The following is an 18364-nucleotide window of genomic DNA, read 5'->3' as shown; positions in this document are numbered from 1 at the left end:
AAATACATTTGCATATAAGTATTGCACTTCTACTACACATGAGACAGACGCGCTACGACAAAATAAATATTCTTAACAAAAATTTAACTGAAAAGTGATGTAAATCATGTTATCTTGCTGAGATTAAATCTATATTGTATTGGTAACTAATTAATATAACTAAATGGAGATTATTTATGAGTAATCAAACTGTTAAAGTATATCAGACGTCAATCGTTCCAAAGGGCGAAGCGCTTGAGCCAGTAAGACCTTCAAAAAACGTAGCAAGTTCTATGACAATTGAAGTATTCCACATTGCATGTTTCCTAGGAGTCTTCGCGTTTATTTTCGCAGGAATCTGGAAGAAAGCAGTTGCTATGGATAGAGCGGCTAAAGCTGAAGCGACAAATAAAGTTAACGCTTAATTAAAAGTCGACACTGAAAGTAACTGGGCCATCATTTGTGAGTGACACGTTCATATGTTCTCCAAACTGGCCCTTTTCTACTTTCGCACTCGCACTCAAATAATTACAAAACTTATCAAATAACACCAACGCCTCATTTGGTTCTTTAGAGTTATCAAAGCTTGGACGATTTCCTTTTTTTCCATTCCAGGAAAGTGTAAACTGACTTACAGCTAGGATTTCGCCACCAACCTGCTCTAGGTTTAAATTCATTTTCCCATTTTCATCGGCAAAAATTCGGTAATTGAGAACCTTACGAGAGGCCTCCTCCACGACTTTTGAATCATCCTGCTTCTCCATACAAACAAGAAGCATCATTCCCTTTCCTATTTCAGATACAACTTTGCCATCAACTTTAACATTTGCCTGAGATACTCTTTGGATCACTATTTTCATGAATTACTTGTATATGTTTTTACTTGTTCTAACTCGTAAGAGCGCTTGAGGTCTTTGAGACGTGTCTCGTAGGTATCGATAATAGATTGCTTTTGGAACTCACTATCCTTAATTACTCTTTCTAGCTTCATATTTGCTTCTGTTAGTTTTTGTCTTAACTCTTTTTGATGATCCGCAATCATCTTCTGCTTATCAAGCTCATATTTTTGAACGGTTCTCGCGTTGAAAACATCATTTTCACGTCTTACCTTTCCAAGATCATTATCATACTGGAACTTAAGTTGCTTGATTTCACGATCAAAATCTTTCTTTAACTCAGACGTTCTCTCATTCATTTCCTGACGTTGCTGATTCTTCATTGAAGTATAATATTGAGTATCAGACTCCTGCTGCATCGCTGAGTTTTTCTGATGTTTTTCTAGTTGTAATTGTAGATTACTTTTTGTCTTTTCTAGTTCTGTGGATAGACGCTGAAACTTTTGTTCATAACTTTCAGTTAATTTATCAACTTTACGATGATACTCTTCTCTCTGATTCTTAAGTTGCTCTTCAACACTCTTTCTTGTGATCTCAGCAATTTCTTTTTTCTCAAGAGCATACTCATGCTGTAGGTTTCTCACGTTATCAAGATTAGCTTTCTCTAGCTTATTAACATTTTCACCAAAATGCTTACGTTGATTCTCTAATAAGTTTCCATAGTACTTATCGCTTCTAAGCGAAGCCTCTTCGTGATTTGAAGCTTGATTTCGAAACTGTCTATTATAGTCTTTTTCAAGTTGGACTTGTTCTCTTCTATTTTTTTCAATATTTGTATTTAGATTATTATTGAACTCAGATTTGAGCTTATCCATATTTTGACGTTCAAGAAAGTTCTTCTCTTTTACTTGAGCATCAACATGCTTATCCATATCAGAAAGGTCTTTTTCAAACTTCACACGCTGATCAAAAAGAAGATCCTTCATTCCATCAATACGTGCATCATACTTATCTCTAAGCTCTTGCTTTTGAAACTCAACACCCTCACCACGAAGAGAACGATCAACGATCTCATCTTTTTCTTTATTAAGAAAATACACTTGCTCTTGATGATCACGTTGACTCTCACTTCTATCACGTACGAACTTACCTTGAAGTTGCTTGTAATCGTGCTGAGAATCACGACTGATTCTATCTACAGCTTCCTTATAATTATTCGCAAGGCGATCAACCTCTGCTCTATCATCTGTACGAGAATTATTAAGGGCAAATTCGAATTTCTCATTGACCTTTCTTACTTCCTCATTTCGATTATCAACAATTGTATCTATTTTCTTACCAAAATAATCTCTAGCTTCATTCATTTCTCTCGAATGACTCTTATTCAATTCGTCTTTTTCCGTTCGATTTCTTTTAACGAAATCTTTCTTCTGCTGACGTATATCATCCTTGAGTTCTGTAATTGATTCCTTAGATTTTGATTGGATGCCAGCAATTTCTTTTGCAGCGATCTTTTCTTTGATATCTAATTTATTGTTGAGATTCTCTGTCGTGTTACTTAATTGTTCATCACTACGATACTGATGTTGTTGAAGAGCTTCATCATAAGAACTTTTAATATCACCAAGCTTTGATTGAAAGTTTTCAGTCAATTGTAATCTTTGCTTTCTAAAACCGTCTTTTTGTTCAGCGAGAGATTCTTTATACGACTCTCTTCTATCATTCAAAAGCTTTGTCGTTTTCTCATTGATAACATCAATTTTATCTTGATTTTGATCAACGAGAATTTTTCTTTTTTCTGCATTATTTGAACGTAGATCATCCATCAATACTTCATTAGTATCTTGGATGTTTTTAATCTGCGCTTCGTACCCTGCTCTTTGCTTTGCCAACTGGCCTTGCTGGGTCTCACGTAGATCTGAAATTTGTGCGGCGTAATCGTTAACTTTCATAAACTCCACAAAAGGGCAAAATCCCCATTAATAGTATATCTTTTTACAATAACTATTATTAGTAGGAAGATTCTGACGCATTACCAGAGCAAATCTCATGGGTATTTTTTGCTTCTCTCCCGTTTAACTAAAAAGAGCTAAGATAAACCTATGAATAGTAATGATATAAGAAACCAAGAAAGTTACCTTAACCTATGGAAAAGCTTAGTTGCTCTGACAATGGTTGATGGAATCTATACAGATAAAGAGCAAGAAACAATTGAAAGCTTTCTCTCGAACGCAATCCTCACCGAAGAGCAGAAAATTGCCATAAGAGAAGTGCTCAAAGAAAAATTCTCGCCTTATACCTATGTTGACAAGATCACTGATGCCTCTCACCTCTCGCAACTCCATCACCTCGCCAATATCCTATTTAGAAGTGATGAGCTTGATATTAAGGAAGAAGCATTTCTTACCAAGTTTCAAAGTTATCTCACTCAGAAGATTGATCCATTAAGTGCATCAAGGGCCATACAAGATTTTCAAAGAAATGACGAAGAAAAGCGCAAAGAAGAATTAAAAAAGGCCAAGGGACTTTTTCTATCCCTTGTCCAATTATTTAGAAAGTAGATTATAGCCCTTCATACTCCACAAGAGTGAAAACTTTATGACCAGCATCTTCAAGTTTTTTCTTCCCTTGAAGATCAGGCAAGTCTACGATTACAGCGAACTCAACAACCTTACCTTCTAGCTTTTCGATTAGCTTAATCGCTCCAAAAGCAGTTCCACCGGTAGCAAGAAGGTCATCGATAACGAGTACTTTTTGACCTTTTTTGATAGCATCAACATGAAGCTCAAGAGTATCTGTTCCATACTCAAGATCATATGATTGAGAAATTACTTCACCAGGAAGCTTTCCCTTCTTACGAACAGGAATAAATCCTTTATGAAAATGGTAAGCTAAGATGCTTCCAAGAATAAAACCACGAGACTCAATACCAACAACAACATCAAAGTCCATTTTTTCGTAACGTTCAACAAATAGTTCGACAGTATTTTGAAGACCGTCTGCGTCTTTTAGAAGAGTTGTCACATCGCGAAACATAATTCCTTCGTGTGGAAAATTTGGAATCGTTCTAATTAATTTCTTGATATCTTGTACCTTACTCATTGCTAACCCCTTAAAATGTAATGAGCGCAAAGTATATCCGATTAACTGCCCCATCGCAATGGTGTTAGCGATCCTCGCTCTCTTTTATGACTACCCAATCTTGAGTTATCGATTCCAACGTGAATAAATAAAATAACGCGACAAACCAACGACAACATCCTTCGACAGACCCCAACACCATTAGAAGGGGGCAGTTAAGAAAGGTATTAAAATTCCAGAAAAGATATGATACGGTCTCTTGAATTTTTTTATATTTGTATTTCGAAAGGACATGTTAAATGAACAATGATCAAATTACTGAATTTTTAAAAGTTGCTGGCCACCTATTTAGACCAAACCCATGGCATGGGGTAAATGTTTGGGACGACAAAGATAAGTCTGTTCTTAACGCATATATTGAAATCACTCCATCTGATAGAGTGAAGTATGAAATTGACAAGGCGACTGGTTACCTAAAAATCGATCGTCCACAAAAGTTTTCTAATATCATCCCAGCTCTTTACGGTCTGATTCCAAGAACATACTCTGCGGAAAAGTCAGCAGAGTACACAATGAAGCAAACAGGAAGAGATGGTCTTTTCGGTGATGCTGATCCTATTGATGTTTGTGTTCTTACAGACAAAAATATTGATCACGCAGATATTCTTGTAAACTGTATTCCAATTGGTGGTTTCAGAATGCTAGATGGTGGAGAAGTTGATGATAAGATCGTTGCTGTTTTAAAAGATGATGCGACTTATGGTCACATGACAGATATTACTGATTGTCCAGAAGCAATCCTTAATCAACTTAAGCACTACTTCTTAACTTACAAGGAAATTCCTCAAACAGATAAGAAAGCAAAGGTTGAAATCACTGGTCTTTACGGAAGAGAAGAAGCTCTAAAAATTATCGAGCTTGGAATTGAAGACTACAACGATAAATACACTGCTGAATACTTTTCAAAGCTATAAAAAATTAAAGCCTGCAATTGCAGGCTTTCTTTTATAATTTCAAAATATTTCCATTGCTTACTTTATATAAAGGCTTAATCCGACGAAGAAATGGCTTCTTTTTAAGTTCGACACTGCCTATTCCTAGATGTTGTGAAATATCAAACTCGATATCAAAAGAATGATACCTAGAATGATTCCCAATATTTTCATATTCACACATCAGTACAAATGTACCAGAAAATGATTTTTTCCCACTCATTAAAGGACCATCATCATGCTTCCAACTAATATTGTAGAAATGATATTTTTGATTCTTCAATCTATTCAACTCTCCAAGACTTGAAGCTGGACATCCATAGACATTAAAAAGTTTGCTCAAAGAAATAAGCTCTACTCCAGTATTTAAGATCAATATTCCATTTGTCGTATAAGAGTTTCCATGAAGAGATAAGACACTCATATCAAAAATAAACGGTGAATAAAATACTTCTGCAAGTCTTCCCTCAAAAAATGACCTTACTCTCGCCCCTACAGAATCTAAAAAGTCATGAGTATAGTCTCCATGGTGATGGCCTAACTCATGGACAAGTAACTGAACGGCCTGTGAGACTTGGAAAAATTTAGTCATTTCATTCTTATCTTTTTTATAGAGAAGATCAGTATTTACATAAATTATATCTCCAACACGATTTCCAGTAATCGCAATTTTTTCAAGCCCATCAATGACAAAAAAGCCGGGATTTTTTCTTTCTGATTTGAAAACTATATTATTTTTCCCTTCATTATTATAAGACTGCACAATACTTTCAATCAAATTAACTTCAGACTCATTAGTGACACATGTATTCTGACTCAAACAAATATTTAAAAATTCAGGAAGTTTTTCAAAAGCAAAAATAATATTTTGCTCTGAGATACCTCCACCATTTCTCACGACATCTGATGCTGTAACAGAAGAATAAATTAAAATTAGGAACAGTAATATTTTCTTTTTCATACATATAGAATAAACTAATATTTTAAAAAATGATTATTTTTTTTTACCTACTCTAACTCGGGACAGAAATGAAAGATTTTTCTAGTTACTTGAAAAGTGTTTTAGAAGAAAGACAAAAGAATAAAAATAACTACTCAATAAGAAGCTTTGCTCTTGATCTAGGAGTAGGCAAAACAACAATTGCCGAAATAATTAATGGTTCGAGAGTCCCATCAGAGAGAAATCTCCAGACAATTATTGGAAATATAACTCAGTCAGAAGAAGAAAGAGAATTACTGATCAATCAATACGCTGAGGCATCTTTACAGAAGAGATTAAAATTTAAAATACTCGAAGAAGCCGAGTTTCACCCAATTTCCGACTGGGAGTACTTTGCCATTTTAAATTTATGTAAATTAAAAGGCAATCAAGGTAATGCAAAATGGATTAGTCAGCAACTTTTCATCAAAGAAAGTAGAGCTGAAGAGTGCCTGAAAGATTTAATTGCATACAATTACCTGACTATAAGAGACGGTAAACTCTTACGTTTAACAAATCCTATTTCTTCACAGACAGAAGTTTCTGATTTAAAAATAAAAAAGCATCACTCACATAGTCTGAATCTTGCAGAAGAAGCATTATATAACACTCCTGTAGAGGTGCGCGAATATATTGCAGGAACGATAGCAATTGAGGAAGCTGATCTTGCAAAAGCAAAAGATGAGTTATTTGAATTCTACAGAAGCTTTGCTAAGAAATATGACAAAACAGAAAATGCTGATCTTGTATACAAAATCAATATTCAATTTTTTCCATGTCGAAACTATTAGTTGCTCTACTGTCCCGACTTAAGAAAAATAAAATAACTCCCCCTAACCGATCATAACTTCAAAGGAGTTTTTATGATTAAATTTTTAGGGGTATTCTTGATATCAATTCCAATCTTTGCAGGCTACTGCCAAACGAAACACCAAGGTAAGCGCTACTTTGAATCAAATGATGTAGGTTTTTCTACAAAAACGGAAGCTGAATGTAGTACAAAGTGCGAGTATCATCGTGATAGATTTCTCTCTAGAGAAGATGGTCCACGAATCTATTCTTGCTATTATGATAGTAAAAAATTATGGAGTCACGGAACTCTTCCAGACCATAAAGAATGTGTTGTTATATGGAATGAGTCTGGTGAAGTATTCAAACGATATAGGGCCCAAACAAAGTCTATATGTGAAGACTTAACACGTACAAACGTGGACTTTCTTTTAAATCAGAATTTTCGTAAAACAGGATATCACGTAAACTATCTCTTCGATGGCGAAAAATTTAGAGAGAGAAAGGAGAATCCTGAATGTCAGATCACGGTCTACGGAACGACAATTGTAAGACATCCAGGTATGACAACGTATAACTATGAAGACTCATCTCAGTGTATTGATAAATGTAGTGATTACTATCAACGTTATACCGACGAAGCAAATGGGGACCCAAGAGAAGTGAGATGCAACTGGGGAGGAAAAGAAATTGAAAAATTTGGCGATATTTCAAAGTCAGAAAAATGCCAAGTTTACATACCTTCGTCAGATGAAATTTACTCGACAAGGTTTTTTCCTACGAGATCAATGTGTAATGATAATTTCAAGCAGAATGAACTTTTTAAATTAGAAAATTACAAATTTAAAAATAAAAAATTTCATGTACAACTATTTTTCAATGAAAAAGAGATTATTAACGACTACTACCATAAAATTTCATGTCGTGCGAAAATATATGGAACACAACCAAATGGGACAGGGGCTGCAACCTTCATTTATTCAAAGGATGATTGTATCAATTTCTGCAAATATGAGCATGACAGAGAAACTTCTCGAGCAAATGGAGAATCAAGATGGACTCATTGTATACATGGAGACGAAATTATCACAAAACTTGGCGAAGAACCTGAATCTCAAACATGTAAGTTTTTTAATAGAGAAGATAACTTACAAGTATCCCGAACCTTCTATGCAAAAACTCCTAGCCTTTGTAAATATACATTTAATTACCAAAAAAGTGGCTTTATCGATCAATTTGATCAGGAGAAAGAATTCATTTTGGATATTTTCCTAGGGGAGAATTTGGTTGATACATACATAAACAAAGCAATATGCCGCTCAAAAGTATCAGTAAAAGAAAAAGGTAAATTTGAAAGGAAGTTAACTTCAGAAGATATCTCAAGTTGTAAAATTGCCTGTCAAACAGAGGAACAAAGGCTACAGAATCATTTTAAAACAAATGAAACAACACAACAATGTTTCTATGCAAGTGAATTAATTGAATAAATTATAATTTATGAGACCCAAAGTTGCTTGGGTCTCAATTTTTTACCAAGTTGTCTGACTTAGCTTATTAATTCGTGAAAATAATTCACTTCTTGTCACGACTCCAAGTAAGAAGCCTTCAGTGTCAACAACAGGGTACATTTGATAATTGTTTTTTAAAAATAACTCAGCTAGATATAAAATTGTTTCTTCTTTGTGCACTGTCATCACTGTTTTTGACATGAAATCTTCAACCCTTTTTGGGCCACCATTATAATATTTCATATCCAAGATATATTTCAGGCAATCTTTTTGACTTAAAAATCCTAGTAAACGTCCAGCACTATCAACAACAGGGGCTCCAGATGCCTTGTGCTTATCAATTAAAGAACAAGCATCTGAAATTGACATTTCCTTCGTCAGTGTCAACGCAGATTTGAGTAAAATGTCCCCAGCACAAATTCTCGCCTGCTCATCAAGCTCTGGGGTGGCTACTTGTAAATTCGGAGTGTAATTGACCATATGAAACCTCTTACGATTAGTACTACGTATTTAGAATAGCATAGGGTCGACTCTAACCTCTTTCTGTAGACTTATCCTTAGAACGTCCATAAATTATATTAGAACATTTAAAACAGAAGCTTAAGCGTTTTAAATTAATACTTCCTTAGCTGCATAATAAATTCAATTTGTTGTCATGCTTATAATATGTGCCACCCCTACTAAAATGCAGAAAAGTCTTAACAATTACCATATAGAGGAGTACAAATTTGTAATATAGCTCATCGAAATCAGGAGTAAAAAATAATGAAAATAGTATTTTTAATGTTGCTTTCAACATGCCTATTTGCCTCAGAAACATATCTCGTGAATAAAGAACATTCTAAGATTGGATTCGCTGTGAAATACCTTGGAATCAACGATGTAGAAGGACGCTTTAATGACTTTGAAATCTACTATGAAGTAGATAGCAACAAAATTACGAAGCTCGAAGGAAAGATTGCTGCGGCTTCAATCGATACGGCAGACAAGAAAAGAGACTCACACTTACGTCGCAGTGATTTCTTTGACATTGGAAAGTACCCAACACTTTCTTTAAAACTAGTCACGCCATTTCTTTTAAAGTTGAATGAGAAACAAGAGATCGAAGTTGCACTAACAATTTTAGAGACGACAAAGAATGTAAAACTTAACGTAGTTTATCTAGGCCCAAAAACTGACCCGTGGACGAAGGTTGAAGGACTCTACTTTAAACTTGATGGCGAGTTAAACCGCGATGACTTCGGACTAACATGGAACAAAGTTCTTGATGATAATTCTGGCTTCCTGATTGCTAAGACTGTTAAACTCAATATCTCAATTGAAAGTTATCGCTCAAACGAAAAACCGGCCTTCTCTCGCTTTTACAAAGAGAAGCAAAGGGGAAAAACAGTTTCAGCTTCAAAGTCAGAACTCGAAGACCTTGAAGCAATAGCTGAGGTAGTACCTGCGAATCCCAAAAAAGTGCCGGTTGTAGTTACTCCGGCGCCAAAAAAAGAATCTCAATATTCTTCTTTTGCGAATGTCGCACTTACATTAATTACTGGTTTTATAGTCTTTCTGGCCTTGATTGTATTTGGAATTTTTAGTCAAAGAAAAATTTCAACTTACATGGAAGAAAAAGGATATAGCGAAACCATAACTTATATTGTTGCCAGTGGATTTGTAATGATCGTTTTAATTATAGTTTCTTTTTTTACTGCACCATTAATGGGCTGGGGAGAGAATCCATTTTTAAAATATTTCAATTAGTTTGAACATTCGCCCGAGTACTCAAATGTCTTGCCTTCACACTGGGCCATACAAATATTTGAGTATGTCTTGCCTCCAGCGCAAACCGGCTCGTAGTTCATTGGACAAATACATCCTTCAGAAGATGATTCGGTCGTAGATTTTACAGAAGTTAATGCCGCATTTTTTGATGGCGATGCAGTCTTCGCCTTGAAAGGGTCTTCACCACACGAAGTGATAAGAATTAGAAATGTGAAAATGCCGACAAGTCTTTTCATAAGGAACTTATCGGCTATTACTTATTAAACTTAATTCTTTTTGATAATCTTCTGAGACGCCATACACGCAGATGTCATCTTATAAAGAAGTCTCATCCCTACGTTAGCATCCCACTCATCACTTTCGTCACCAGATGGACATACTTCTACAAGATCAAAACCTACGATTTTGCGCCCCGATTGAACCACAGTATTTAGAATGAAAACAACTTCATTGTAGTCCAGTCCTCCAGGAACAGGCGTCCCTGTATGCGGGCAGAATCTTGGATCAAGTCCATCGATATCAAATGAGATATAAATATTTTTTGGAAGTTTAGAAACGATTTCTTTTGCGATTTTCTCAAACTTCTCGCCTTTTAATTTTCTCTTTTGAAGATCAAGATCAAAGTAAACATCAAATTTCTTACTCTTCTTTGTATACTCATATTCTTGTTCACAGAAGTCTCTGATTCCAACTTGAACAAACTTCTTAATCGAAGGAATATCTTTGCTAGCATTATACATGATTGAAGCATGAGAATGTTCAAATCCCATATATGCGATACGTGTATCCGAGTGTGCGTCAAAATGTAAGACCCCAAAATCCTTTTTATATTTCTTCGCGTACGATTTAATCGCACCGTATGGAGTTGAGTGGTCACCACCAACAACGACAGGAATTTTCCCCTCAGCAAGAAGGCGGTCACATTCTGCTTCAACAAAGTCATTTACTTTCTTTGAGGCATCGTTAACTTTCTTAAGTGCCGCTTCTAAAGTTTTATTACCTTCTACTTCTTCATTCGCATCAATAATCTTTTGCGCCTGAGTTCTCATTTTTTTATTAAGAGTTTTAATCCAAGACTTTTCCTTTTGCATGAAAAGGCCCTGCTTATAGGCGTCTTTGTACTCAAGATCAAAAAAGTCGATCTGTTCACTTGCATTAAAAATAGCTTCAGGTCCCTGATGTGTTCCTGCAATATATGAAGTCGTTACGTCCCATGGAACAGGAATATAAACAACCTTTGAATTTTCTTCATTGTACGGTAGCCCGTAAACACCTGAATTAGCACTTGCCTTGCCATTTGGATCAATAATCATTTCCATAACTTACACCTCTTTATTATGCTAAGACTTCTACCACAAAAAAAAGAAGATTAAAAAGTAAAATGTTTGTTGCCAAAAAATATTAATGCACCTAAAAGTGTCGAAAAACAAATGTGATGAGGTAGGAAAACATGGCTTCAATTAAGTCTTTTATGCTCGAAAATTTTAAACACTTCAACTCAGCGGCCCTTGTTGATGCGGCCCAGGGATATGAGGCACACCTTGCAAAAGGTGGGAAAATGATGATTACTCTTGCTGGAGCAATGAGTACAGCAGAACTTGGAAAAACTCTTGCTCAAATGATTAGAGCAGATAAAGTTCAAATCATTTCATGTACAGGTGCAAACCTTGAAGAAGACCTAATGAACCTTGTTGCACATAATAGCTACGAGAGAGTTCCAAATTACCGCGACCTCACTGCAGAAGATGAGTATAAACTACTTGAAAGAGGTTTAAATCGTGTAACAGATACTTGTATTCCAGAAGAAGAAGCATTTAGAAAACTTCAAAAACATATCTATGCAAAGTGGGATGCTGCTCAAAAAGCAGGGAAGAACTTTTTCCCACACGAGTATATGTACCAGATGCTACTATCAGGAGAGCTTGAGCAGTACTATGAAATTGATCCAAAAAACTCTTGGATGCTTGCCGCTGCAGAAAAAAATATTCCAATCGTTGTTCCGGGATGGGAAGATTCGACAATGGGAAATATCTTTGCCAGTTACTGCTTAACTGGAGAGCTAGAGTCGCGCACAATGAAGTCAGGTATCGACTACATGGTATGGCTAGCAAACTGGTATACAGAAAATACAAAAGACGGACTCGGAATTGGCTTCTTCCAAATTGGAGGAGGGATTGCGGGAGACTTCCCAATTTGTGTTGTTCCAATGCTTCAACAAGACCTTGAAAGAGACACTCCGCTTTGGGGCTACTTCTGTCAGATTTCTGATTCAACAACAAGTTATGGTTCTTACTCCGGAGCAGTTCCAAACGAAAAAATTACTTGGGGAAAACTTGCTGCTGAGACACCTAAGTTTATCGTGGAATCTGATGCAACAATCGTTGCACCACTAATCTTTGCATATATTTTAGATTTATAATTAAACTTTGCGGGTCAAGAGTCCTTAAGACTCTTGATCCAATAGGTAATTTACGAGCTGCTTTGGACGGTCTTTTCTAAAAAATCGATCAACAAATCCAGTTTTAATAGTCTTCTCTAAATCTGTATCGCCTGAGAATAAAATAACAATTATATCAGGGTTTGAAGACTTCACTAACTTACAAAACTCAAGACCATTTTCAATAGGCATATAGTAATCAACAACGACATGAGTAAGAGAATCTTTAAATTGATGAAATTTATCGATAGCATCGATAGGATCTTTGGCGTCGATAACCTCGACATTAAAGTTATTATCCGTTAGTGAGCCACCTAATGTGCTTCTAAAGATATTATCGTCATCAACTAATAAAATTTTTTTTCTCACCACAAGACTCTCTCAAATATTATATTAATAAGTATGATAAGTTATGTTCGAATTTATTGAAAGCTTTTAATGCTCGATCACACTAATATCATCAATAATATCAAGTATTTCATCTCTCTTTGCCTCAAGCTTCTCAATAATCGGAGTACTTTTCTCTGGATTATTTTTATCCAGCCCCTCAAGAAGCTTTGCATAATCATTCAGCTCTTCTTTTAAGCTTCCAAGAAGCTCTTTTGTTTTAGGCTCAGATGAGTTTTGATGTTCAGAAATAAAGTTATGTACCAAATCAACGAGTTGAGAATAGCTTTCGGCCTCGATTTTATTCAAGGTAGAATCGAGCTCTTCAGTAGACAGCTCATCAGCTACCTCTTTTGTCACTGGCTCAGAATCTAGTCGTTCTACGGGAGTCTTCACAACAGGAGTTTCCTGAGAAGTTTCCAACGGTTTCTCTTTGCCTCCTCCTTTCATTGTTAGGTAAAAAGTAGCAAGTCCAAGAGAAATAAGAATAAGAATACAAATTACTATTTTTTTCATCTGAGAATTTTATAAAATTTTATTTAGGATAAAAAGCTTTTTTTCATTTAATTGGTGTCTAACTTTTAGGCAGTTTATAGATTTTTCAAATTCACACCAAAAACAATCATTTAACTGATATAAAGAGGATATGAAAAAACTAACTCTTATTGCGATTCTATTCTTTTGTTCAACATCCTTCGCCCAAAAGGTAGACAAGATTGTCGTCTACAAGAAAGAGCGCCGTATGCTTCTTCTTAGCAATGATGATATTGTCCGTGAATATAATGTGAAACTTAGTTATTCCTACAATAATCCCCTATTTACGGCAGCACCGAAGACGCGCCGAGGGGACAACCAAACCCCAGAGGGAACATACTTTGTAAAACAAAAGCTTAATGCAAGCTGGAGTAACTTTAAAAAATCATTACTTATTAATTACCCAAATAAAGAAGATATTGCCAAAGGGAAAGCACAAGGTGTTTCAGTTTATGATCTTGGTGATGCTATTCAAATCCACGGATTCCCAAAGAGAATCGATCCTACCTTAAAGTCAATCTTTGGCAAATTAATGCCATGGGGCTCTGATGATGAAGACCTGAAGAACTTTTTTTACTCATATATCTATCCAAATTTTGATTGGACGAATGGCTGTGTTGCTGTAACAGATGAGGAAATGGATGAAATTTTTGAATTAGTTTCAGAGAAAACAGCTGTTATTATCAAGGCTCATGAATAATCAACTCGAGACTCACGGCTACCTAATCACTACATTAAATCTTCCTCCGCTGGTCAGAGAGCTTGTAAAACAAGAAGACTGGACAGCTCTTGATAGTCTCATGTTCGAGTATACCGCTCCTGGAGGATTGATATTTGAAACCATGGCAAAGTATTGTGACGTAAAGATCATGGAGTTTATTATCTCCCTTAGAGAGTCTAAAAATGAGTGGGAAGAGGATGGTATCTGGCATGATGATGGCTCACGTATCCTCGCCTTTTCCCTATCGCTGACGACAGACGCACCGGAGGGTGGCGTTTTAGAAATACGAAAGAAAAATACTGAATTGAGTGAAAAGATTAAAACACCCAAATGGGGCAATATGATTATTTTTAAGACCGGAATTCATGGCTTCGAACATAAGATAAATAAAGTCGAAGCCGGTCGTAGACTGATTATTGCAGGCTGGTGCTCTTAGAAGTTTTTGATTTGATCAACAAACTCTGGATGCTCAACGAATACGTTTGAATTTCCTTGATAATTATAGATTACTCTATTTCTATCAACTTCATCTTGATCAACTGGGTCTTCTTTATTCCATTCACGAAGAATTTTTTCTTCATGCTCGTCAATTTGTTTCCCATATTTTATTGCAAAGTAAAAACTTGCTCGTGCAACATTACCCTTGTGGCCTGCCGGTGGCTCAAAACAATTCTCTCCCCACTTATTCTTACCTTGTTTACTTACTTTATTTTGCCATTTTAGACTAGATACTTCACAGAATGGGAAGTTAGATCTTGTTGAATTAACTTTTGAATCTGCTGGGTATAAGTGGTGCAGGTCACTTTTTGCATCTCCAACCGCACCTTTAGATTGTGGCCAAGTATGCTCAACATTCATTTTCGTATGGTCAGGAACACTTTTTGTTCTCAAGCATTTGTGGTCAGAATAAACACAACAAACTTCCCCATTTTCATTATCGAGACGACCGAAAATTATCTCTTTTGCTCTGTTGTATCCAACTGCATGGAAGCCTTTTCTTAGAATTGATCTTAATTCATCTTTTAGGTTTTCACCTTCAAGGTGTGAAAGCTTTGAATACTCATCATTCGAGATATCCTTAAACTCACTTGCAAAAAGATTTGTAGAAATGATTAATAACAGGACAAAAGTTAGTGCTTTAATAAAAACTCCGATGTTCGATTATGTAAAACTTATACACCTTATTAGATCAAACTGAAAACAAAAAATGCTAGAAGTTATTGAATTTTAATGGCTCAATGCAAAAAACATGCAATCATTTCAATACATTAGAGAGTTTGATAAAAAAGTATAAAGTGGTAGAATGAAGGCATGAATAGATAGTCACCCAAAATCAATTTAACTTCCAGCTAAAATCTACACAAAAATGGTGATCATCATGAATACAAAAATCTACATCTAAAAAATCCCGAGAAATTTACTGTAGAGGTATTCATGACAAATAGACTGTTATTTGTACTACTTCTGTTTTTTGCGCCAATTAAGTTTGACCTTAGTCTTGCGAGAAGACTAGGACAAAAAAAATTTCTGCAAACTGAGATTTCAATTAGTAATGAAAAACAGAAAATTAGACTCAAGAAACAAAAGAAAAACTATAGAAATAATAAATACAATCCGCGCCAAAAGGTACTCAAAAAGCATTTTAAGTACACATCCTCGAGGCCACGTGATAAGAGATTTAGTAATCAAAAATTAATTAGAAGAATGTTTCGCAACTGCTGATGGTGAGTTGGCCATGAATAAAAAATTAATTAAGGTACTACTAACAATAAGCTTGATCTTCCAGGCCACGGCCAAAGAGATCAAGCTTTCATGCTTTAATTATCCACCATTCTTTATGTCTCCTGACATTAGTCCAAGTAATGAAGGTATTATCATTGAACTTTTACGAGATATATATAAGGAAGCGGGATATAAAATATCTATTCGCTGGACAAATTTGCCAAGGGCAATACAACAGACAGTAAGTGGCCAGTCAGATGCAATATGTTCTTTGAACGATAGAACAGCAAGCAAAGAGATTGATCTTATCAGAACAAGGCTTATAAACTCTCGAGTAGCAGTAATAGTGAGAAAATCTGATAAGCTCATATACAAAGGTGTTAAATCTCTAGCAGATAGAGTGGTCGGCAATATAGAGGGCTTTATCTATGAAGACTCATCTCCTGCCTATCAAGCAATGCTCGACTCAGGACCAAATAAAGTGGTGGCCCTTTCTGGTGAAGATAGTTTCCAAAGACTTTTTAACTTGATTAGTAAATCTCGAGTAGATGTATTTGCAGTAAACCTTGAGATCTTGTACTTCACATTCGATCGCAAATATATCAATGAAAACTTCCGAATAGCAGGCTACTTGGAAAATAATCTTATCGGCTATTTTGGAGTGTCCTCAAAATCAGAGAAGGCCCTTGAAATTAAGACGATTTTTCAATCTAAAATCAGACAAAAATTGAAGTCAAATTCATTTCGAAAAATTGTGAACAAATACCAAAAAAATTAAGAAACTCTATCCTTCAATCAAGGAAAATCATCTTTGCTTAAACAGTGTGAGTATTTCTAGACAATCCCTAGAATCCCCCAGATTACAGATAGATAAAAAATACATTTTTTACCGTTAGGAGCACTATTTCGTTTACTTTAGTGGTTACAAAATATATTAAAGGCGGCTATGAAAAGACTCTTAATTTTGTTAACAACTTTGTTATTTAACTCTGCATACGCAGATGTTTGGAAGACTAAGAACGATTGGTCAGAAGAGTACGAATTAAAATATCAAAATTGGATTAAGAACGACGGTTTCCATAAGAGAATTTTCTCAGACTCAACTAGCCCATATTACGGTGTTCCTACTGATTGCGCAGATATTATCTATGCTGCACGTATTATCTTCTCATTCGAAAATAAGCTACCGTTTAAAGTTTTAAATCCTGCAAGAAAAGGCATATTTTCGGCTAAGTATATTTCGAATACTGGAAATTACTTCAACAGTATGGAAAATGAAATTGATCGAGTTAAGGCATTTATCAGTAAACTTGCTGTTCACTCAGGAACGACAATCCTTGCTCAAACAGATACCTATCCAATTGCAATTTCTGATATCAGAAGTGGAGATATCTACGTAACAAAAGCAAATGGTATTAGACATGCTTATCTCATAAAAAGCGTCAGTAATTCAGGAATCTTTGATCTTTATTATTCAACAGTCCCTAGAGTAGTTAGAGAAATTAAATTCCACCGCGGACTACCGCTATTCTCATTTGACAGTGCCCCTTGGGGATTTAGAAGATTTAAAAAACCTAATGAAGTTTCTTTGGAAGTAAAAGAAATTGATGGCTTTTCAAACGAGCAGTATGAATTACTCAATAAAGTTGGATCAACAGGTGTTCTTGAATATATTTCAGATATGTTGAGGACTGAAGACGAGAGCATTGAAGGAAGACTTGATAGAGTTATCTCAAATATCTGTCGCTCAATGAATGACAGAGTTGATGCTATCAAAAAAGCTGAAGTATATGTGCGTGAGATTATAAACGGACGTTGTGTTAACAAGTCAGAATATGACAACTACTCTACTCCAGGCCTAGACAATCGAATATTTAAACAAATAACAACCCTTCAAAAGTTTTATTCAAAAATCGTGAATGCTGACTTACAACTTAATATTAGCAATTCACGCTATATCGTACTTGAAGAGCTTCTTAATGAAGAATCTTCTAAAGTTAAATTATGCGAAGACTCTGTTTCTCCAATCACAATTACAACTTATTTTAAAAGATACAAAAATAAAACACTTTCATCTCATCCAAATGATACAGAGTCTGCGAGATGGGGGGAAAGTGTAGAAAGAACAGATTGCAAATTATTTAACAGTTTATAAAAGAAGTTCATTTAATGGAGAGAGACAAATGAAAAAATTAGCAGCTCTTATAGCGACGTGTGCGCTTATAAGTTTTCACGTAAATGCAGCTAGTAATGGGAATACGGGTAACAATGGCAATAGCAATGGAAACTCTAATAGCTCAGGTACAGCAGGTAACCCTAATGGCGGCGGACAAGGAAGTGGGACTCAAACAGAAAACCCAGCTTCAGGAACGCAGACTCAGCACGATAACCCAAATCCAAATGGAAACCACAATACTGGTAATAATGGGAATGGAGTTGGAAATAACTGTACAGGAAACCAAGGTAACGTTTCGTCAGTAGGTTGTGCGGCCGGAGGAAATGGTTCAACTGGTAGCAACGGAAACAACGGTTCTAACGGAAACAACGGTTCTAACGGGAACAACGGATCTAACGGAAACAACGGTTCTAACGGGAACAACGGTTCTAAGGGGAACATGGATCTAAGAAA

22 protein-coding genes and 1 pseudogene are annotated in these 18364 nt (G+C 35.6%); 13 read left to right on the top strand and 10 right to left on the bottom strand.

The features are described 5' to 3' along the window. Positions 1-176 precede the first annotated feature (176 nt). Positions 177-404: a hypothetical protein gene (locus M900_RS12765; protein ID WP_021275629.1), complete on the top strand. Its 228-nt coding sequence runs from the start codon at positions 177-179 to the stop codon at positions 402-404. On the opposite strand, the gene dtd is transcribed toward M900_RS12765, so the two are convergent. Together dtd and M900_RS12755 are read right to left on the bottom strand one after the other, a co-directional pair. After that, positions 405-839 carry a D-aminoacyl-tRNA deacylase gene (dtd, locus tag M900_RS12760; RefSeq protein ID WP_021275406.1) on the bottom strand — a complete coding sequence of 145 codons (435 nt, stop codon included), beginning with the start codon at positions 837-839 and terminating at the stop codon, positions 405-407. It lies immediately after the preceding gene. Continuing rightward, positions 836-2767: a hypothetical protein gene (locus M900_RS12755; RefSeq protein ID WP_021275539.1), complete on the bottom strand. Its 1932-nt coding sequence runs from the start codon at positions 2765-2767 to the stop codon at positions 836-838. The genes dtd and M900_RS12755 overlap by 4 nt, the downstream gene beginning before the upstream one ends. 150 nt (positions 2768-2917) lie before the next feature. Between M900_RS12755 and M900_RS12750 the strand changes: the two genes are divergently transcribed. Beyond that, complete coding sequence (locus M900_RS12750; protein ID WP_021275349.1) at positions 2918-3376, top strand: hypothetical protein; 459 nt, start codon at positions 2918-2920, stop codon at positions 3374-3376. A 1-nt stretch (position 3377) separates the two neighbouring features. On the opposite strand, the gene M900_RS12745 is transcribed toward M900_RS12750, so the two are convergent. After that, the gene (locus tag M900_RS12745) at positions 3378-3917 is read right to left on the bottom strand and encodes an adenine phosphoribosyltransferase (protein ID WP_021275317.1); all 540 of its coding nucleotides are present in this window, start codon (positions 3915-3917) and stop codon (positions 3378-3380) included. A gap of 278 nt (positions 3918-4195) precedes the next feature. Between M900_RS12745 and M900_RS12740 the strand changes: the two genes are divergently transcribed. Then, entirely contained in the window at positions 4196-4870 is a 675-nt protein-coding gene (locus M900_RS12740) for an inorganic pyrophosphatase (RefSeq protein WP_021275628.1), read from the top strand. Positions 4871-4901: 31 nt separating this feature from the next. On the opposite strand, the gene M900_RS12735 is transcribed toward M900_RS12740, so the two are convergent. Beyond that, a complete protein-coding gene (locus tag M900_RS12735) occupies positions 4902-5849 on the bottom strand; it encodes a hypothetical protein (RefSeq protein WP_021275445.1) in 948 nt (315 codons plus the stop codon). 68 nt (positions 5850-5917) lie between these two features. Between M900_RS12735 and M900_RS12730 the strand changes: the two genes are divergently transcribed. After that, positions 5918-6658 (top strand): TIGR02147 family protein, encoded by a 741-nt coding sequence (locus M900_RS12730; RefSeq protein ID WP_021275352.1) that lies wholly within the window; start codon positions 5918-5920, stop codon positions 6656-6658. Positions 6659-6730: 72 nt separating this feature from the next. Then, the gene (locus M900_RS12725) at positions 6731-8143 is read left to right on the top strand and encodes a hypothetical protein (RefSeq protein WP_021275469.1); all 1413 of its coding nucleotides are present in this window, start codon (positions 6731-6733) and stop codon (positions 8141-8143) included. Positions 8144-8185: 42 nt separating this feature from the next. Here the strand turns inward: M900_RS12725 and M900_RS12720 are convergent, their stop codons facing one another. Then, positions 8186-8644, bottom strand: a complete 459-nt coding sequence (locus M900_RS12720) for a CBS domain-containing protein (RefSeq protein ID WP_021275535.1) — start codon at positions 8642-8644, stop codon at positions 8186-8188. A gap of 285 nt (positions 8645-8929) precedes the next feature. On the opposite strand from M900_RS12720, the gene M900_RS12715 reads away from it, so the two are divergent. After that, on the top strand, positions 8930-9913 hold the full coding sequence (locus M900_RS12715) for a YceI family protein (RefSeq protein WP_021275473.1): 984 nt from the start codon (positions 8930-8932) through the stop codon (positions 9911-9913). Here the strand turns inward: M900_RS12715 and M900_RS12710 are convergent. After that, on the bottom strand, positions 9910-10170 hold the full coding sequence (locus M900_RS12710; RefSeq protein WP_021275588.1) for a Kazal-type serine protease inhibitor: 261 nt from the start codon (positions 10168-10170) through the stop codon (positions 9910-9912). The two genes, M900_RS12715 and M900_RS12710, sit on opposite strands and share 4 nt — an antisense overlap. A 30-nt stretch (positions 10171-10200) precedes the next feature. After that, positions 10201-11253 (bottom strand): agmatinase family protein, encoded by a 1053-nt coding sequence (locus tag M900_RS12705; RefSeq protein ID WP_021275375.1) that lies wholly within the window; start codon positions 11251-11253, stop codon positions 10201-10203. Between the two features lie 131 nt (positions 11254-11384). Here M900_RS12705 and M900_RS12700 point away from each other — a divergent pair, with 131 nt between their 5' ends. Next, the gene (locus tag M900_RS12700; RefSeq protein WP_021275476.1) at positions 11385-12353 is read left to right on the top strand and encodes a deoxyhypusine synthase family protein; all 969 of its coding nucleotides are present in this window, start codon (positions 11385-11387) and stop codon (positions 12351-12353) included. 24 nt (positions 12354-12377) lie between these two features. On the opposite strand, the gene M900_RS12695 is transcribed toward M900_RS12700, so the two are convergent. Together M900_RS12695 and M900_RS12690 are read right to left on the bottom strand one after the other, a co-directional pair. Then, positions 12378-12740: a response regulator gene (locus M900_RS12695; RefSeq protein WP_021275523.1), complete on the bottom strand. Its 363-nt coding sequence runs from the start codon at positions 12738-12740 to the stop codon at positions 12378-12380. A 66-nt stretch (positions 12741-12806) separates the two neighbouring features. Then, positions 12807-13274 carry a hypothetical protein gene (locus tag M900_RS12690; protein ID WP_021275360.1) on the bottom strand — a complete coding sequence of 156 codons (468 nt, stop codon included), beginning with the start codon at positions 13272-13274 and terminating at the stop codon, positions 12807-12809. A 130-nt stretch (positions 13275-13404) separates the two neighbouring features. Between M900_RS12690 and M900_RS12685 the strand changes: the two genes are divergently transcribed. Then, positions 13405-13992, top strand: coding sequence for a murein L,D-transpeptidase family protein (locus M900_RS12685; RefSeq protein ID WP_021275662.1), 588 nt, complete (start codon positions 13405-13407; stop codon positions 13990-13992). Continuing rightward, entirely contained in the window at positions 13985-14449 is a 465-nt protein-coding gene (locus tag M900_RS12680) for a 2OG-Fe(II) oxygenase (protein WP_021275458.1), read from the top strand. The genes M900_RS12685 and M900_RS12680 overlap by 8 nt, the downstream gene beginning before the upstream one ends. On the opposite strand, the gene M900_RS17580 is transcribed toward M900_RS12680, so the two are convergent. Then, positions 14446-14967: an endonuclease I family protein gene (locus M900_RS17580; protein WP_369751683.1), complete on the bottom strand. Its 522-nt coding sequence runs from the start codon at positions 14965-14967 to the stop codon at positions 14446-14448. The genes M900_RS12680 and M900_RS17580 overlap by 4 nt on opposite strands. Before the next feature lie 480 nt (positions 14968-15447). Here M900_RS17580 and M900_RS12670 point away from each other — a divergent pair, with 480 nt between their 5' ends. From M900_RS12670 to M900_RS17820, 4 genes and pseudogenes are all read left to right on the top strand, one after another. Beyond that, on the top strand, positions 15448-15735 hold the full coding sequence (locus tag M900_RS12670; RefSeq protein WP_021275364.1) for a hypothetical protein: 288 nt from the start codon (positions 15448-15450) through the stop codon (positions 15733-15735). Between the two features lie 13 nt (positions 15736-15748). Then, entirely contained in the window at positions 15749-16513 is a 765-nt protein-coding gene (locus M900_RS12665) for an ABC transporter substrate-binding protein (protein ID WP_021275631.1), read from the top strand. A gap of 168 nt (positions 16514-16681) precedes the next feature. Then, positions 16682-17890, top strand: a complete 1209-nt coding sequence (locus M900_RS12660; protein WP_021275604.1) for a hypothetical protein — start codon at positions 16682-16684, stop codon at positions 17888-17890. Between the two features lie 28 nt (positions 17891-17918). Continuing rightward, positions 17919-18364: pseudogene (locus tag M900_RS17820) on the top strand (hypothetical protein); the annotation flags it as partial.

The sequence above is a fragment of the Bacteriovorax sp. Seq25_V genome, assembly GCF_000447795.1.
Lineage (GTDB): Bacteria > Bdellovibrionota > Bacteriovoracia > Bacteriovoracales > Bacteriovoracaceae > Halobacteriovorax_A.
This window is presented reverse-complemented; position numbering and strand designations above follow the sequence as displayed.

Bases quoted from the DNA above. Each gene is read 5' to 3' on its own strand.
- M900_RS12720 (WP_021275535.1), bottom strand. From the start codon at position 8,644: ATGGTCAATTACACTCCGAATTTACAAGTAGCCACCCCAGAGCTTGAT.
- M900_RS12725 (WP_021275469.1), top strand. From the start codon at position 6,731: ATGATTAAATTTTTAGGGGTATTCTTGATATCAATTCCAATCTTTGCA.
- M900_RS12700 (WP_021275476.1), top strand. From the start codon at position 11,385: ATGGCTTCAATTAAGTCTTTTATGCTCGAAAATTTTAAACACTTCAAC.
- M900_RS12705 (WP_021275375.1), bottom strand. From the start codon at position 11,253: ATGGAAATGATTATTGATCCAAATGGCAAGGCAAGTGCTAATTCAGGT.
- dtd (WP_021275406.1), bottom strand. From the start codon at position 839: ATGAAAATAGTGATCCAAAGAGTATCTCAGGCAAATGTTAAAGTTGAT.
- M900_RS12680 (WP_021275458.1), top strand. From the start codon at position 13,985: ATGAATAATCAACTCGAGACTCACGGCTACCTAATCACTACATTAAAT.
- M900_RS12755 (WP_021275539.1), bottom strand. From the start codon at position 2,767: ATGAAAGTTAACGATTACGCCGCACAAATTTCAGATCTACGTGAGACC.
- M900_RS12715 (WP_021275473.1), top strand. From the start codon at position 8,930: ATGAAAATAGTATTTTTAATGTTGCTTTCAACATGCCTATTTGCCTCA.
- M900_RS12745 (WP_021275317.1), bottom strand. From the start codon at position 3,917: ATGAGTAAGGTACAAGATATCAAGAAATTAATTAGAACGATTCCAAAT.
- M900_RS12735 (WP_021275445.1), bottom strand. From the start codon at position 5,849: ATGAAAAAGAAAATATTACTGTTCCTAATTTTAATTTATTCTTCTGTT.
- M900_RS12670 (WP_021275364.1), top strand. From the start codon at position 15,448: ATGACAAATAGACTGTTATTTGTACTACTTCTGTTTTTTGCGCCAATT.
- M900_RS12685 (WP_021275662.1), top strand. From the start codon at position 13,405: ATGAAAAAACTAACTCTTATTGCGATTCTATTCTTTTGTTCAACATCC.
- M900_RS12740 (WP_021275628.1), top strand. From the start codon at position 4,196: ATGAACAATGATCAAATTACTGAATTTTTAAAAGTTGCTGGCCACCTA.
- M900_RS12665 (WP_021275631.1), top strand. From the start codon at position 15,749: ATGAATAAAAAATTAATTAAGGTACTACTAACAATAAGCTTGATCTTC.
- M900_RS12660 (WP_021275604.1), top strand. From the start codon at position 16,682: ATGAAAAGACTCTTAATTTTGTTAACAACTTTGTTATTTAACTCTGCA.
- M900_RS12690 (WP_021275360.1), bottom strand. From the start codon at position 13,274: ATGAAAAAAATAGTAATTTGTATTCTTATTCTTATTTCTCTTGGACTT.
- M900_RS12710 (WP_021275588.1), bottom strand. From the start codon at position 10,170: ATGAAAAGACTTGTCGGCATTTTCACATTTCTAATTCTTATCACTTCG.
- M900_RS12765 (WP_021275629.1), top strand. From the start codon at position 177: ATGAGTAATCAAACTGTTAAAGTATATCAGACGTCAATCGTTCCAAAG.
- M900_RS12730 (WP_021275352.1), top strand. From the start codon at position 5,918: ATGAAAGATTTTTCTAGTTACTTGAAAAGTGTTTTAGAAGAAAGACAA.
- M900_RS12750 (WP_021275349.1), top strand. From the start codon at position 2,918: ATGAATAGTAATGATATAAGAAACCAAGAAAGTTACCTTAACCTATGG.